At 51.1% G+C, this 15,115-nt stretch carries 11 protein-coding genes; 2 read left to right on the top strand and 9 right to left on the bottom strand.

Translation table 11 applies throughout. From position 1 onward, the window contains the following. Positions 1–5 precede the first annotated feature (5 nt). A complete protein-coding gene (locus ACMAZB_RS13760) occupies positions 6–1,064 on the top strand; it encodes a succinylglutamate desuccinylase/aspartoacylase family protein (RefSeq protein ID WP_435217952.1) in 1,059 nt (352 codons plus the stop codon). A gap of 602 nt (positions 1,065–1,666) precedes the next feature. On the opposite strand, the gene putA is transcribed toward ACMAZB_RS13760, so the two are convergent. Beyond that, positions 1,667–4,780, bottom strand: a complete 3,114-nt coding sequence (gene putA, locus ACMAZB_RS13755; RefSeq protein ID WP_435217950.1) for a bifunctional proline dehydrogenase/L-glutamate gamma-semialdehyde dehydrogenase PutA — start codon at positions 4,778–4,780, stop codon at positions 1,667–1,669. A 142-nt stretch (positions 4,781–4,922) separates the two neighbouring features. Between putA and ACMAZB_RS13750 the strand changes: the two genes are divergently transcribed. After that, complete coding sequence (locus tag ACMAZB_RS13750) at positions 4,923–5,393, top strand: Lrp/AsnC ligand binding domain-containing protein (protein ID WP_435217948.1); 471 nt, start codon at positions 4,923–4,925, stop codon at positions 5,391–5,393. 386 nt (positions 5,394–5,779) lie between these two features. On the opposite strand, the gene ACMAZB_RS13745 is transcribed toward ACMAZB_RS13750, so the two are convergent. The 8 genes from ACMAZB_RS13745 to ACMAZB_RS13710 all read right to left on the bottom strand — a co-directional run bounded on the left by ACMAZB_RS13745 (position 5,780) and on the right by ACMAZB_RS13710 (position 14,881). Further along, complete coding sequence (locus ACMAZB_RS13745) at positions 5,780–6,172, bottom strand: MerR family transcriptional regulator (protein WP_435217946.1); 393 nt, start codon at positions 6,170–6,172, stop codon at positions 5,780–5,782. A gap of 111 nt (positions 6,173–6,283) precedes the next feature. Beyond that, positions 6,284–7,189, bottom strand: a complete 906-nt coding sequence (locus ACMAZB_RS13740) for a copper resistance D family protein (RefSeq protein WP_435217944.1) — start codon at positions 7,187–7,189, stop codon at positions 6,284–6,286. A gap of 18 nt (positions 7,190–7,207) precedes the next feature. Beyond that, on the bottom strand, positions 7,208–7,654 hold the full coding sequence (locus ACMAZB_RS13735) for a copper resistance CopC family protein (RefSeq protein WP_423850082.1): 447 nt from the start codon (positions 7,652–7,654) through the stop codon (positions 7,208–7,210). Continuing rightward, positions 7,651–10,833 carry an efflux RND transporter permease subunit gene (locus ACMAZB_RS13730; protein WP_435217942.1) on the bottom strand — a complete coding sequence of 1,061 codons (3,183 nt, stop codon included), beginning with the start codon at positions 10,831–10,833 and terminating at the stop codon, positions 7,651–7,653. The genes ACMAZB_RS13735 and ACMAZB_RS13730 overlap by 4 nt, the downstream gene beginning before the upstream one ends. A 10-nt stretch (positions 10,834–10,843) precedes the next feature. After that, on the bottom strand, positions 10,844–12,541 hold the full coding sequence (locus tag ACMAZB_RS13725) for an efflux RND transporter periplasmic adaptor subunit (RefSeq protein ID WP_435217940.1): 1,698 nt from the start codon (positions 12,539–12,541) through the stop codon (positions 10,844–10,846). A 1-nt stretch (position 12,542) separates the two neighbouring features. Then, a complete protein-coding gene (locus ACMAZB_RS13720; RefSeq protein ID WP_423850085.1) occupies positions 12,543–13,877 on the bottom strand; it encodes a TolC family protein in 1,335 nt (444 codons plus the stop codon). 140 nt (positions 13,878–14,017) lie between these two features. Then, a complete protein-coding gene (locus ACMAZB_RS13715; RefSeq protein WP_423850086.1) occupies positions 14,018–14,389 on the bottom strand; it encodes a hypothetical protein in 372 nt (123 codons plus the stop codon). Between the two features lie 78 nt (positions 14,390–14,467). Continuing rightward, entirely contained in the window at positions 14,468–14,881 is a 414-nt protein-coding gene (locus ACMAZB_RS13710) for a copper-binding protein (RefSeq protein ID WP_423850087.1), read from the bottom strand. Positions 14,882–15,115: the final 234 nt, after the last annotated feature.

Below are 15,115 nucleotides of genomic sequence, written 5' to 3'. Positions count from 1 at the left end.
TCTGTATGAGCTTTAAATACTTGCGTGCTAAGACCACTTTGGTATCTACCATCCTATTTTTTGCCGGGGTAGGGCACTCGCAGGCTGAAGCTATCCAAGAGGCCGGTCGATTTGACTACCGCATTGAAATCCCTGCTGGAGAAACAGATCCAGCTACCTTTATCCCTGTGACGGCGATACGAGGCGTCAAACCCGGCCCCACGCTGTTTATCTCTACCGGGGTTCACGGCTACGAATTCGCGCCCATTCTTGCGGCAGAAAAGTTGGCCGATGATATTGACCCTAATCTATTGTCGGGCACGGTATTACTCTCCCGACCGAGCCATGTCAGTGCGCTTGAATCTCGGTCACCCTACGTCAACCCTTACGACAATAAGAATTTAAATCGATCGTTCCCTGGAAGCGAGAATGGGACGCAGACCGAGCGAATTGCGCACGCGCTTGCCACACAACTTATTGCCAATGCCGATTTTGTGGTCGATGTGCACAGTGGGGATGGTGCAGAGTGGTTGCATCCATTTATTGGTGTTTACGGAGGGGCGCTAGCTAGTGATTATCCGTCGGCACTTCGATTTGCCGAGGCGTTTGGTATTCCCGCTATCGTACGATACCAAATGAGAACGCAGGCGCAGATTGATAAGGGTAGATCGCTTAATCGGCAAGGAGTTGCTGCAAGTGCGCCAACGATTTTGGTCGAGATAGGACAAAATGGAGGGCGCGACCCTGCACATGTGAAGGCTATTGTCTCGGGCTTGAAAGCGGGTATGCAAACACTTGATATGCTCCCAATTTCGGAAGCTCGCCAAACGACTCAGCACCGGTACTACGAGGGAACACATTCTGTTCCCGTCGGGCACTCGGGCATATGGCACCCCACTGAGACTGGGGGTAGAGACGTTACTCAGGGTGATGTCCTCGGCGAAATTCGGGACTATTCGGGTGCCGTTGTTGAGACAGTAACGGCAACAGCATCGGGTTTTGCGATGTACGGTTTGGCTGGTCCCCCGGTCCGAAAGGGCGAGAGCGTAATGACTATTGCATTACCGGTGGATAGCCTTGAGTAACAACGGTTTTAGCGGCAGAAGAAACTTTGTTTGAATGCCTCGATATTCCGCGAGCCTTACGTTTAAGTTTTAATCAGTTATTGCAGCGCTTTGACCGACCAACGTCGGTAGGTAGTGCGAATTTTCGTGTACTACCCCTTGCTAGGCAGTGCGAATTTTTGAGCAATATTTTCTCGCTGTCGCAGCAACTCGCCAGAACTCGCCCCACCTCAGTGAATCGAAAAATCATTATGGAGTAAAAACAGGACTATAGAGGGGTGGGGAGACAAGACGGATTGTTTCGAGCGCGCTTGCCTCGCGGGCTCTGACCCCTTCGGGGCGCCGTCGCTGCGCTCTGGCGACCAACATGCTCCTGAAGTCGCATGTTGTCGAACCGCCGACCTTTACCATGTCAAGGCCAACTGGCCGCACCAAGACACGGGTGGACGCTTCTAACTTAGCGATAAGTGAGCAAGGGCTTCAGTCGAGGCTGCACTCCATGATCCGAGGGTTAAAGTCGAGATAGTCTGTATGGCTGCCGCCACTTAAAGTCAGATCATTGGCAGTTTCTTCGGTGTCGCAAAGCTTGCTGGTAGCGATTGTTGCTAATGCTCACAAAGTCACTATTCCTGCAGCGTAAATAGGTCCGTATTACCGCCTTTGGCTACCACATTGTCCGTACGCGTTTTCTCCCAAACAAATCGATACAAATAGTGAGGCCCTCCAGCTTTAGGTCCGGTACCAGACAGGCCTTGGCCTCCGAATGGGTTCACTCCGACGACGGCGCCTACGGTATTGCGATTGATATACGTATTACCCACCTGGGTATTTTCAAATACCGTTTGGGCAAAGCCGTCTATGCGGCTGTGAATACCCAAGGTGAGTCCATAGCTTGACGCCCTGATATCGGCTAGCACGTCTTGCAGCTCGGATTTCTTGTAGCGAATTACATGCAAAATGGGTCCGAACACTTCGCGTTCTAGCTGATCGAGGCGATCTATTTCGTAGATTTGAGGCGCAACAAAATGACCGTTGGTTAAGTCGGGATTGAGCGAAGCCTTCGACAAAAGCCGCCCCTCCCGGCGCATTCTGTTTGTGTGCTCTTCGATGAGCTGCTGGGCCTGGGCGTCAATTACAGGGCCTACATCGGTTCGAAGTTCCATTGGATCGCCAACTCTTAACTCCAGCGTTGCCCCGCGTAGCATGTCGATCACCGCATCGGCGATGTCCTCCTGTAAATAGAGTACGCGCAGGGCACTGCAGCGCTGCCCCGCGCTTTGAAATGCCGAAACGATAACGTCATCGACAACTTGCTCAGGTAGCGCTGTTGCATCCACGAGCATTACATTTATGCCCCCAGTTTCAGCGATGAGCGGAATTATGGCGCCATCGCGGGCAGCGAGTTCCCGATTGATGCCTTTCGCGGTTTCTGTGCTGCCTGTAAACGCCACGCCTGCAATACGGTTATCAGCCACCAGAGCAGCCCCTACGCTTTTGTCCCCGGGGAGAAGATGCAGAATGTCCTCGGGGATTCCGGCCTCATGCAATAGTTTGACTGCCTCAAAAGCAATCAGGGGTGTTTGTTCTGCAGGTTTTGCTAAGACCGCATTACCGGCAACAAGGGCGGCACTTACCTGTCCCATGAAAATAGCTAGGGGGAAGTTCCAAGGACTAATACAGAGAAAGGCGCCTCTTCCATGGAGACTAAGCGCGTTAAGTTCTCCGGTCGGACCTGGAAGTTTTATTGGGTCGGTAAATTTTTCCCTTGCCTGTTGTGCGTAGTAGCGGCAGAAATCTATGGCTTCGCGCACCTCAGAAAGCGCGTCTTCGAGGGTTCGGCCTGCCTCGGATACGATGACTCCCATCAGTTCGGGTATTTGCGCCTCCAATAGCTCAGCCGCGCGCTCCAGGCACTCGGCCCGATGATGAGCGCCGCGCAGATCCCAAAGCGGTTGTGCGGAAACTGCTAGTTCGATTGCTTTGTCCTGCTCTTCTGGACTGGTTGAGGCAGCGTAACCGGCGGTCTCGCCCGAGGCGGGATTGATAACGGGTCTTAGCTCGCTCGTGACGGACTGTCCACCCACAATAGGTCTCGCCTCCGTGCGTTGTGCAAGTGACGTCAATCTCGGAAAGAGGTCTCCGACCACTGACGCGTCGTTCAAATCAAACCCCATCGCATTGAGCCAGGGGACTGTCTCTTGGGCATATAACTGTCTGGGCAGCGGAATTTTGGGGTGCCGGCGCTGGGACACGGCTAATACTTGTTCGATGGGATCCCGGTTCAGTTCGCTCGCGGACACGCTCGCATCCAGAAATCGGTTCACAAAGGAGCTGTTGGCACCATTTTCTAGTAACCGCCTGACGAGGTAGGGAAGAAGGTCTTTGTGATTACCGACGGGGGCATAAACACGGATTGGCGTACTTGCGTCAGACTTCGACAGCTGCGCGTAAAGTAATTGACCCATACCGTGCAAACGCTGGAATTCAAAGTCGGTATTGCCTTGGGCTAGTGCCTTGATCATTGAGACGGTATGCGCGTTATGGGTTGCGAACTGCGGAAATACAGCACCAGCCGCACTCAACAGCTTTGTCGCGCAAATTTGGTAGGAGAGGTCGGTATTGCATTTTCGCGTAAATACCGGGTAATCGGGCAGTCCCAATTCCTGCGCGTGCTTGATCTCCCTGTCCCAGTAAGCGCCCTTTACAAGCCGAACCATAAAACGCCGATTGGTTTCCCTCGCCATGGCGATAAGCCAGTCGCATGTTGCTTCTGCTCTTTTCTGATAGGCCTGTAGGACAAACCCCAAACCATCCCAATCATAGAGATCGGGGTCTCGAGCTAAAGCTTCAAAAAGATCAAGGGAAACATCCAGCCGCTCTGATTCTTCAGCATCAATGGTTAAACTGAGACCGCCCGCTCTTGCCATCTTGGCCAGTTGCTTAAGTCGAGGCAGTAGCTCTGAAATGACACGGTCATACTGGCTGAAGGCATAACGTGGATGCAGCGCAGAGAGTTTGATGGATATTCCGTTCGCGTGAGTGACGTCAACCTCGGTGTTAGCGTCCGCAAGAACACGAATTGCCTCGCCATAGGCATCAAAATAGCGTTGCGCGTCACTGGCGGTGCGAGCCCCTTCGCCCAGCATGTCGAAAGAAAAACGGGTGCTGGGGCTGTTGGCTGCGCGACCTTTACGAATAGCCTCCTTAATTGTGCGCCCCAGCACATACTGACCCCCCATGATTTTCATGGCCTGCAGGATCGCTCGCCGGACGACAGGTTCGCCCATTTTCCTCGTAAGGGCTTGTACCCAGGATCCCGTATCTTCGGTGGCCTCACTTCCAAGCGCCATGACCCGTCCGGTCAGCATGAGTCCCCAAATTGAGGCATTCACAAAGCGAGATGAGGATGCGCCCTGATGCGATCCCCAGTCTCCCGAGCGGATCTTTTCTCCGACGAGCTGATCAGCCGTCGCTTCATCCGGAACACGGAGCAGGGCCTCGGCTAGGCACATGAGCGCGACACCCTCCTTGTTTGAAAGTCCAAACTCTTGGAGGAATGCATCCAAGGTACCTGCCTGATGGCTGCATTCACGACAAGCATTGACGAGTGAGGTCGCTTGCTTTGAAATCAAGGCTTGTTTTGCTGAATCCAGACTGTCGTGACTCAACAGTTCGTTGACTAATGATGTCTCGTCTCCATTGGTGTGAGCCCGAATGGAATGTCTTAACTCTTTCATCTCATTAAGCCCCCTTTCAAAAACAGTTATGTCTGTATTATCGTTAAATTGAACAGTTTTATTCTCCAAAAATCGGAATAAAGAAGTTTAAAATATTGTAAAAATTCAGATGCCGATATTTAACACTGAGGAATTTTTAACTATGTCTCTTGATCGCATTGATCGAAAAATTCTTGAGCTACTGCAGCAAAACGGCCGTCTATCCAATGTGAAACTCGCATCAAAAGTTGGTCTCAGTCCCACTCCTTGCTTGGACCGTGTTCGTCGCTTGGAACGGGAGGGTTATATCCTTGGCTATGTCGCGCTCGCCGATGCTCGCAAGCTCAACGCCTCAACAATGGCATTCATTCAGGTTCTTCTCACCAATACCAGCACGGCTAACCTTCGAGAATTCTCTCGCGAAATGATGTCTCTCCCGGAAGTCGAAAGCTGCCATATGGTGGCTGGCGGATTTGATTTTCTGTTGAAGATCCGCTGTTCAGATATGCAGGACTATCAAAGGTTTCTAGGTGAGAAACTGGCGATGATCCCTTTGATTGATCAAACCCATACTTACGTAGTAATCGAAGAGGTGAAATCCGAAACGGCAATAAGTCTGGCGAAGTTAGTATGAGATTCGCTTATCGGATTTGATCACTATCTCTGCGCGGTAGTGTCCACGCACAGAAACACGTTAAAACGCATGATTCCGAAAGAAATAAAGTTTCATAAAAACAGCAGCTTAGAAATTTGGTAGGACCAGGCGGATTAATCAAAACGCGATTGCATCTCGCGTTTTGACCCTTCGGGTGTCGTCGCAAGCGACTCCATGCAAATCACTCCTTGGGTCGTGATTTGTCGACCGCCTTCGGCGCTTCAAACCAGCTAAACCCCCAAACGAAAAACCCCCGCCGATGGCGAGGGTTTGTCATTTGGTAGGACCAGGCGGATTCGAACCGCCGACCTCTACCATGTCAAGGCCGATTGGCCGCACCAAGACGCGCGTGGACACCTGATAATCTACACCGAAGACTGTGGTTCAGGAAATATGTCTGTGGCGAGGAAGGTCAGCCGCGTTCGGCTTGAAAGCTGTCGCGTAGCGCGCTTTCTTAGCTCCTGTGCTTCTTGAAAGCGCTGCTCAGTTTCTTTTAGGCGCTCTATTATTAAGCTGCGTGCCGCAGGGCAAGGAGAACGACCTTTATCTGCATGGCAAAGCAACTCGCCAATATCTTTAACGGAAAAACCGAGTCGCCGAGCATTCAAAATAAACCGAAGATAGCGTTCTTCATTGGGCCCATAATCACGATAGTTATTGCCTCGTTCGTTAGGAGGATTCAGGTAACCAATACGGGTGTAGTACCTCACCGTTTCGGGAGTAATATCGAGCTTGTTAGCCAATTCTTTTACACGCATACAACAGGCACCTTTAGTTTGATAATCCAGTAAAAAAAGCCATTAATTAAACAAAGGTCTTGGTCATTACTTAGGCTACACCTGTGTCCAACACAGAGGTCAATACCTTTCTTAAGACACATGAGCTGGGCCTACCGCTGTAGTAAGTATTGCTGTGGCGATCAACACGGCAATACCGACAAAGGTTTCAATACGAATGGAACGTTTGAGGCTGTGAGCCGAACTGGGGCGGTGTAAAAGACTGGGTACCAAACGGGCCTTATGCCAGAGAGCAAAGCTAAGCAGCCCCATAACGAGGCTGATCTTGATCAAAAAGCTGCGCCCATAGGCCGTAGTCACCAGCTCTGCGGGAAACGTAAATAGCTCTAGCGCTACCCAGCCCCCGGTGGCGAGAAGCATAAGGACAACAACAAGGGCAATGTTCCCGAAACGATGCATTAGCTGGTGTAATGACGGGTTCGCAAGCCTGGTGCAGGAAGCGTGCAAAGGCACAAGTGACCCCAGCCACCAGAGTCCAGCGAAAGCATGCAGTGCAATCGCTATTTGGGCGGTCACATTGATGCCTGCAGGGTGTCCGACCATGGAGATTGAACGGATCACCATCAACACTCCCAGAGCAATCAAAGCCCAAATAAACCAAGGGCCTAGCGCATCTGTTGATTTACTCGTTTGTGACCCCGAAACCAACCACAAAATGGCGATCAAAAGGATGCCAAAACCACTCGCTTGCCATGCGGTGGCAGCACCAACGGATGAACTCCACAGGATCGTCAGATACAGGCTATCGAACATACCTCCAACACCAGATTCGGCGAGGTATCCCACCTTCAAGAAGAAAGACAGAATGGAGGCAAGCAAACCCAGCACGACGGACACTAGAAAATAGCCTCTCAGCACAGCCATCAGGTTTCGCGCAGCCTGGGTTAAATTGAGACAGAAAACGCCCCCAATCACAGTCGCCAGACCAAAGTAGATCAGTAGTTTGCAAACCACCTGCCCTGCGAGCCAACCATTCATACCAAAGACCACTGTGGATTAGTGGCCGCTATGACTGGATTCGCCTTGGCTCGCTTCAGCGCCATGCATTTGGTCGCTGTCAGGGTGCATCATGGCTCCGGCATCAGATTCCACATGCATCATAAAGCTGAAATCCCCTTCCATTTTGTGGCCATCCGCGCCCATCGCCGCCCAGTTGACCTGGTAGGTACCGATCTTCAGTGCAGGTAGCGGCTGGCTGAAATCGGTTGCCGCTGCCGTTGTAGGCTTAAAACCGAGCGAAACGGACTCACCGTTCGCCCTATCGACCAGTTCTAGCTTGATCAGATTGACCTCGCTGGCAAAGTGCAGCTCAATTTCCTCAAGGCTCTCCATCAACATCGTATTGTTGCTCGGCACCGAACTTTCGAGGCCGGTATGCGCATGAGTATTGGTTGCCACAATAAGTGCTGTTAGCAGCGTAAAAATTAGACTGAGTTGTTTCATGATTTAGCTCCAGAGCTAGGTTTTGGGGAATGACTCAATAAACTCGTTTGAGTAGGTTTAGAAAGCAGAAATTTCTGCCACAAAAAGTAGATACAGGGCAATACCAGCAAAGTCAGTAAGACCGAGCTGACCATGCCGCCGACCATGGGGGCTGCCAGCCGGCTCATGACTTCTGATCCGGTTCCTGTGCCTAACATGATGGGTATCAGGCCGATAATGGTGGCGCCCGCTGTCATCAAGACCGGGCGAACACGCAAACCCGCACCACGCAATACGGCAGCGGAAAGCATCTCTGTGGTTATCTGATTTTGAGCGACGCTGCTTTTTTCATGTAGTTCTCGCAGCGCTTGATTCAAATAAACGATCATGATCACGCCGGTTTCTACCGCAATCCCTGCGAGGGCGATTAATCCAACACCGACCGCGATGGAGAAGTTGAAACCGAGCCAGTACATCAGCCAAACGCTTCCTACCAATGACATCGGCATAGTGAATACAAGAAGCGCCACAGGCGTGACTCGCCCGAAGTTCACGTACAGCAAGATCACAATGATCGCGAGAGTGAGCGGCACCATATAGGTCAGCTTTTCCTTCGCCCGCAACATATATTCATACTGGCCAGACCAGTTGATGGAATAGCCAGTGGGTAACTCCAGCTCTTCGCTGACCGTCTGCATGGCTTGTTCTACATAGCTGCCAACGTCAATGCCTTCGATGTCTACGTAAGTCCAGCCGTTAATTCGCGAATTCTCACTCTTGATTCCGGGTGGGCCATTTTCAACATAGATATTGGCAACATCGCCAAGCGCAATGCGTTGCCCAGTGGGCGTGATGACAGGTAGCAAGGCTAGCTGCTCGGGAGAATCCCGATAAGCTTGCGGATAACGCACATTAATGGGATAGCGCTCTAAACCTTCCACGGTTTGTGTCACGTTCATACCACCGATAGCCGACGCAACAACCTGTTGTACATCCGCGATATTCAGACCGAAGCGCGAGGCTTTTTCTCGATCAATATCAACGTTGATGTAACGACCACCGGCAACCCGTTCGGAATAAACCGAGGCCGTGCCGGGCACCTCTGCCAAAATCTGTTCAAGTTGTTGGCCGATAAGCTGGATTTGATTGAGGTCTTCCCCAGCGACTTTAATACCGACCGGTGTTTTTATCCCGGTCGCGAGCATGTCGATACGCGTTTTGATCGGCATCACCCAGGCGTTGGTGACACCGGGTAATTTCACCAATGCATCAAACTCCCTTTTTAGCGAGTCCGTGGTGACGCCCTCGCGCCATTCGCTGCGATCTTTAAGCTGAATGAAGGTCTCGATCATGGTCAGTGGCGCGGGATCTGTCGCCGTTTCCGCACGCCCTACTTTGCCAAAGACGGTCTCCACTTCCGGTACAGTGCGGATCAGCTTGTCCGTCTGCTGAAGCAGTTCTCTCGCCTGCCCTATGGATATGCCCGGATAGGTTGTCGGCATATACATCAAATCGCCTTCATCCAACGCAGGCATAAACTCGCTGCCGATGCGTTGCAACGGCCAAAGACTGCTAGCAGCGATAAGCAGCGTAATAAGCAAGGTGATCTTCGGGAATTGCAGTACTTTTTTCAGTACCGGCATATAGGTGGCAATGAGCACTCGATTCACCGGGTTTTTCTGCTCCGGTAGAATCTTCCCGCGAATAAAGTAGCCCATCAGCACGGGTACCAGCGTAATCGCCAGTGCGGCTGCAGCTCCCATGGCATAGGTTTTGGTAAAGGCAAGCGGAGAGAACATACGTCCCTCCTGCGCTTCCAGAGTGAAGACCGGGATAAAGCTGACGGTGATAATAAGCAAACTGAAAAACAGCGCCGGGCCTACCTCAGAGGCAGAGTCCGCCACGATTTGCCAGCGTTTTTCATTGGTAATCTGGTCGTGGCGCTCCAGATGCTTGTGAAGGTTCTCAATCAGCACAATAGCGCCATCAATCATGGCTCCAATCGCAATTGCAATGCCCCCCAAGGACATAATGTTTGCATTCAATCCCTGAAAGTTCATGACGACGAACGCGGTGAGAATCCCAATAGGCAGACTAATAATGGCGACTAAAGACGAGCGCAGATGAAGTAAGAACACCACGCAAACCAGCCCCACCATGACAAGCTCTTCAAGCAACTTGTGCCAAAGATTATCGACCGCACTTTCAATCAACCCGGAGCGGTCATACACCGTGACCACCTCGACGCCGTCGGGAAGCCCCGCTTTAAGGCTTTCCAGCTTGGCTTTGACGCCATCAATGGTTTTTTGCGCATTTTCGCCAAAGCGCATTACTACCACTGCACCCACTGTTTCACCTTCGCCATTTAATTCAGCGATGCCACGGCGCATCTGCGGGCCGAGATTGATATCCGCGACATCCGCCAGACGCAGAGGAACACCGGACTCACTCACGCCCAATGGAATACTGCTAAGGTCACTCTCACTTTGAAGATAGCCGGAGGCACGCACCATGTATTCGGCTTCAGCCATCTCGACAACCGATGCGCCGACTTCTTGATTCGCCTGTTTGATGGCCATTTGAATATGCGATAACGGTATTCCGTAGGCACGCAATTTTTCGGGATCAACCGTCACCTGGTATTGCTTGACCATCCCGCCTATCGCCGCCACTTCGGAAACGCCTGGCACGGTTTGCAGCTCGTATTTAAGGAACCAGTCCTGTAGCGCACGCAGCTCGCTGATATCGTGCTGACCAGTGCGATCTACCAGTGCATAGAGGTATACCCAGCCGACACCGGTCGCATCCGGCCCCAGTTGCGGGCGGGCATTTTCTGGCAGAGACGGCATAACCTGACTCAGGTATTCCAGTACACGCGAGCGCGCCCAGTACAGATCCGTACCCTCGTCAAAAATCACATAGACGTAAGAGTCACCGAAAAAGGAATATCCTCGGACGGTCACTGCACCGGGCACCGATAGCATCGCCGTGGTAAGTGGATAGGTCACTTGGTCTTCGACAACCTGGGGCGCTTGGCCTGGATAGCTCGTCTTGATGATGACCTGCACATCGGATAGATCAGGAATGGCATCAACTGGCGTATTTTTCAGCGAGAATAAGCCCATTCCGACCAGAATGACGGTAGCAAGTAGGACAAAAAATCGATTGCCAATGGACCACCGAATAATGGATTCAATCATTTCAGCCGCCCTACTCGTTATGCATCATTTGATGCTGAGAGTGATCCGTCATTTCAGAGCCCTCAGCAGGTAAAGAGCCTTCGGCGTCCATTGAAGGCTGATCATTAAATGGCGGCTGCGACATAATGTGCACCGCGCTAATTTCGTATTGACCATCGGCACGCATACCAATTTGCATATGCAACTGCGTCCCCGCCTGAAGCTGATTAAAATCGACCTCTTCAGCAACGAAAAAATTCATAGTCATTGAGGGCCACTGCCACTGGGGAACGGGTTCATGCTCCGCACTCAGGACACGCGTTTCTGGCGTAACAGACTTTATTTCAGCCTCCACCCAGACCGTTTCCGCATCTTCGTCACCGACCATGTCTGACATATTGTCATCGTGACTATTGGTATTGCCGTCGTTAGTGACGACATTGCTTTCGGCGCTGATCTCCGTATCGCTATCGCCATGATGTAGCCGCTTGAAATCGGAGGTTTTGCTGGATTCAGAATCGAGGAGGAATTGCGCAGACGTCACCACGGCTTCGCCCTCCTCCACCCCGTTGAGTATTTCAACGTATTCCTGAGTCACGCGACCCAGATCCACCGCAATAGACTTGTAATAGCCTTCACCCAGGGCCAGTACCAACCGGTTTTGATTCCCGGTTCGAATCACCGCGTCGCGAGGCACCGCCAAAACAGGTGCATCCAACGCCACCTGAATAACGACCTGCGCATACATATTTGGTTTGAGCAGGCCATCGGCGTTATCAAATCGCAGACGAACGCGGAGCGTTCTACTTTTGTTGTCGAGACTTGGATAGATGTAATCAACTTCGCCCTGCCATTCCCGACCGGGCAAATAATCTAACGTCATGCTGACTGGAAGGCCTAACTCGACCAGCGCTGCTTGGCGCTCGAAGACCTCTGCCTCGACCCACACCTGATCCAATGAGCCTATTGAGAGCAACGTGGTACCGGGCTGGACATAGAACCCTTCGCGGATATTCAGGTTGTCGACGACGCCGCTCATTGGTGAATAAAACGTGATCTGTTGCTGAACACTGCCAGCACGCTTTATCTCGTCGATGACCTTGTCGTCTATCTGTAGCGCTTTTAGTCTTTCTTCGGCAGCCTCAATCAAGCGAGGATTGCCCCGTCCAATTGCCAATAGGAGTTCTTCTTGGGCATTCACTAGTGGCGGTGAATACAGTTGATAGAGCGGTTCCCCTGCTTCGATCGGATCACCTTCCGCTTTTACAAAAAGTGTTTCCACCCAACCTTCCACCCTGGGATGAACGTGAATAAGCTGATCTTCGTCATATTGCACATAGCCAACGGTCGTAATCTCTGCATTCAGCTCACGTCTCTCCACAGGACTTGTTCGTACACCCAGATTATTGACAACATCAGGCGAAATTCGAATGGTGCCGATACCCTCATCGACACCACCGGCTTCGCTGGCATAGACCGGAATCAAATCCATGCCCATGGGGGACTTTCCAGGCTCATCGCGTTGATAATTGGGGTCCATCGGCGCGACCCAATACAAAGGCTCCCGGTCATCAGGCATCGCCAACGAATCGGTTATTTCTGCCTCATTTCGATCAGACAGGTTTTCGTGACCAGACCTAACTTGAATCGTCAAAAAATAGGTCGCTACGCCGGTTATCAGCGCCGCAGCCAAGACGATGCCAAGTGTTTTTTTCGTAGAGTCATTCACGTTAACGCACTCCAATTTGCGCTCTATCGCCCTGTGAATCGGACGCTGCGCTGGGAAAAAAGTAATTGATCTCCGCAATGGTTTTTAGGCGGTCGATACGGATATTGAGAAAATCGATGTTGGTATTCAGCTCGGCAATGCGAGCTCGCATCACTTCAGCGAAATCACCGTTGTCATTGGTATAGGCATTGAGTGTGGCTTCAGCTTGATCATGAACTTCATTCAGTAAACGCCCTTCGTAAAGCTCTCTGCGCTGGTTTAGTCGATCAAGTGCAGATAACGCAGAATCGAGACTCGCGCGCATCGTGCGTAAAGCCAGAGCCTTATCGGTTTTCGTGGCTTCTTGACTGGCGATAGCAGATCGCAATTCCTGGTCTTGACGATTTCCCGTAAATAGCGGCACATCAAAACTGACCCCTATCGAGAAGAAATCTGCTCGATCAGCGCCCGTTGGATCATCGTCCCGATAGCCGTAGCTCGCGTTCACTCCCCATTGAGGTTTATATTTTTGTTTTGCCAGCGCCACACCCGTGCTACTGGCTTGAATAGTTTGGTCAAGGACTTGCAAGCTGGGATGGGCCAGCAGAGCGTGGGTGATTTCAGATTCGCTCAGAGCAGAACGGGATATTCCATTTTGTGGGCTATCGATAGATAACTCGGGTAACTCTCCACTGATCTGTAACGATGTCATCTCTGAGCTGGGTAACCACTCAGAGAGCTTTGCCAAGGCCACATCGTTCTGCTGACGCAGCGCAGCCAAACGATCATCGAGTCGTGTTAGTTCGACCTGTGCTCGAATCACGTCTTGCTGACTCGTGTGACCCAGAGCATTTGAGTAAGCTGATTCGGCAACGTCAGCGAGGTAGTCAAACAAACTACGGTCTTGCTCAATCAAACGAATGGTTTCGCTATATCTATAGCTCTCCAACCAGAGCTGGCTGACCGTCACCGCAACCTTGGCGCGCCTGTCTGAACGCATTAAAGGTTGCTGCACACTGATCTCAAGCAGCTGCTGGCGGCGCAATTTCCGGGTATCCCCGCGAGGAAAGGTTTGGCCCACGCCCACTACCGCCTGGGTCATTGGCTCCTGGCCAAAATCGAAACTATCTATGGGGACATTGGCAAAACCAATGGAGACAGTTGGGTCAGGCAACGCGCCTGCGGCCAGGCTTTGTGCCTCTGTTGCCTGCTGGCGTAAAAGGCTGCCATCAAGCCAAGGATCGTTTTCCTGCGCTAAACGGACGGCGTGATCCATGGTCAATAGCGGTTGCGCAAACGTCAGTTCGGCAACCGAGACAAATGTTGCACATAGCGCACAACGGATAAAGAAATTCATCGAAACTCCCAACGCGAGTTGAGCCCCATACGACAATGCGCTGTTCACGCATAAAAATTGAGGGGACTAAAAGACTGAGAGCAATGCCCTCACCTAAAACATAAGAAGCGCGCCCAAATTACAGGCACAACTATCCTGAGTTAGGCCGCGATGGGGGGTCTAAAGGGAGAAGTTGGGGATTGAACCAGAGGTTCGGAAGAATTTAGCTGAATAGCTTCTTTGAAGTTTGTTGATGAAAACCTTAATGGGGTGCCAAACATCATGTGCTGGCAACTGGCCAGGCAATTAGCGCAGTCATTCTGACAGCAATCCATGCCCTCCATATCCATATCATCGTTCATGTCTGCACCAGAAGCAATTTGGTGATGTTGATGAGACATACTCATCATCTGACCTGAACTCATTTCAGAAGACATGGAAGAACTGAAATCACCAGACATTGCAGCAGCCATTACGCCAGCGCTCACTTGCTGCGTAAGCAGTGAGATAAGCAAAAAAACGGCGGCGAACATTCTGGTTGTCATTTTTAAATAATAGCAGACCTAATCAACAATTCAATTGATGTGAATCAACCCTGCCGAGAAATACCGTTAAAGGCATTTGAGCTTTTCGGCACCCATATTACAGATCGAGAGAAGCCGATATACGTTGTCATCACCTCTCTTCACCAAAAATTCGACATGATCATTCTCTGAAAGTTCGGAAATATCAGCATTGTCGAGTACTTCAAAGCCCGTGACAGCAGCTTCTATGCCGGTGCCATGAATTTCTGCGTGCTCAATCACCAAATCACGACCAAGAGTTATTGATTTAATAGCCCCTGTGCTATGGCCGATATCGCCCTTCTTATAGTCGGGTCCAAACATCTCAGTCATATTGGGTTTCGAAGAATGAGGCGTGTCGTTTGATTCAATTGTTGTCACCGAACCGCTCTCTTGAGCCTGCGTGTTTGAAACGCTCAATACCACGGAAATCAAAGTAATCAAAAATAACGTCGTTTTCATACCACTGCCTCTATTTTTTATATACGCATTAAGTTGAAAAGACACTTCACGCGTATTCTAACTTCTATGATGTTAAGTGCTATTAGATTTTTCTCTTGTCAATTTATAGCTTTTTCGAAGTATAGGAAGTATAAATGGGGTGTCGAGAGTAGCTGGTCGTCCAGAAAATGGTCGTGGAGGCATGAGATCATGGATGCAAGCTCAGAGAGTGCCTGCGGTTAGTACTCGCATTGC

This window comes from Luminiphilus sp. nBUS_07 (assembly GCF_051201685.1).
In the GTDB taxonomy this organism is placed as follows: Bacteria; Pseudomonadota; Gammaproteobacteria; order Pseudomonadales; family Halieaceae; genus Luminiphilus.
The sequence above is the reverse complement of the archived record's forward strand: the minus strand, read 5'-3'. Positions and strand labels throughout refer to the sequence as shown.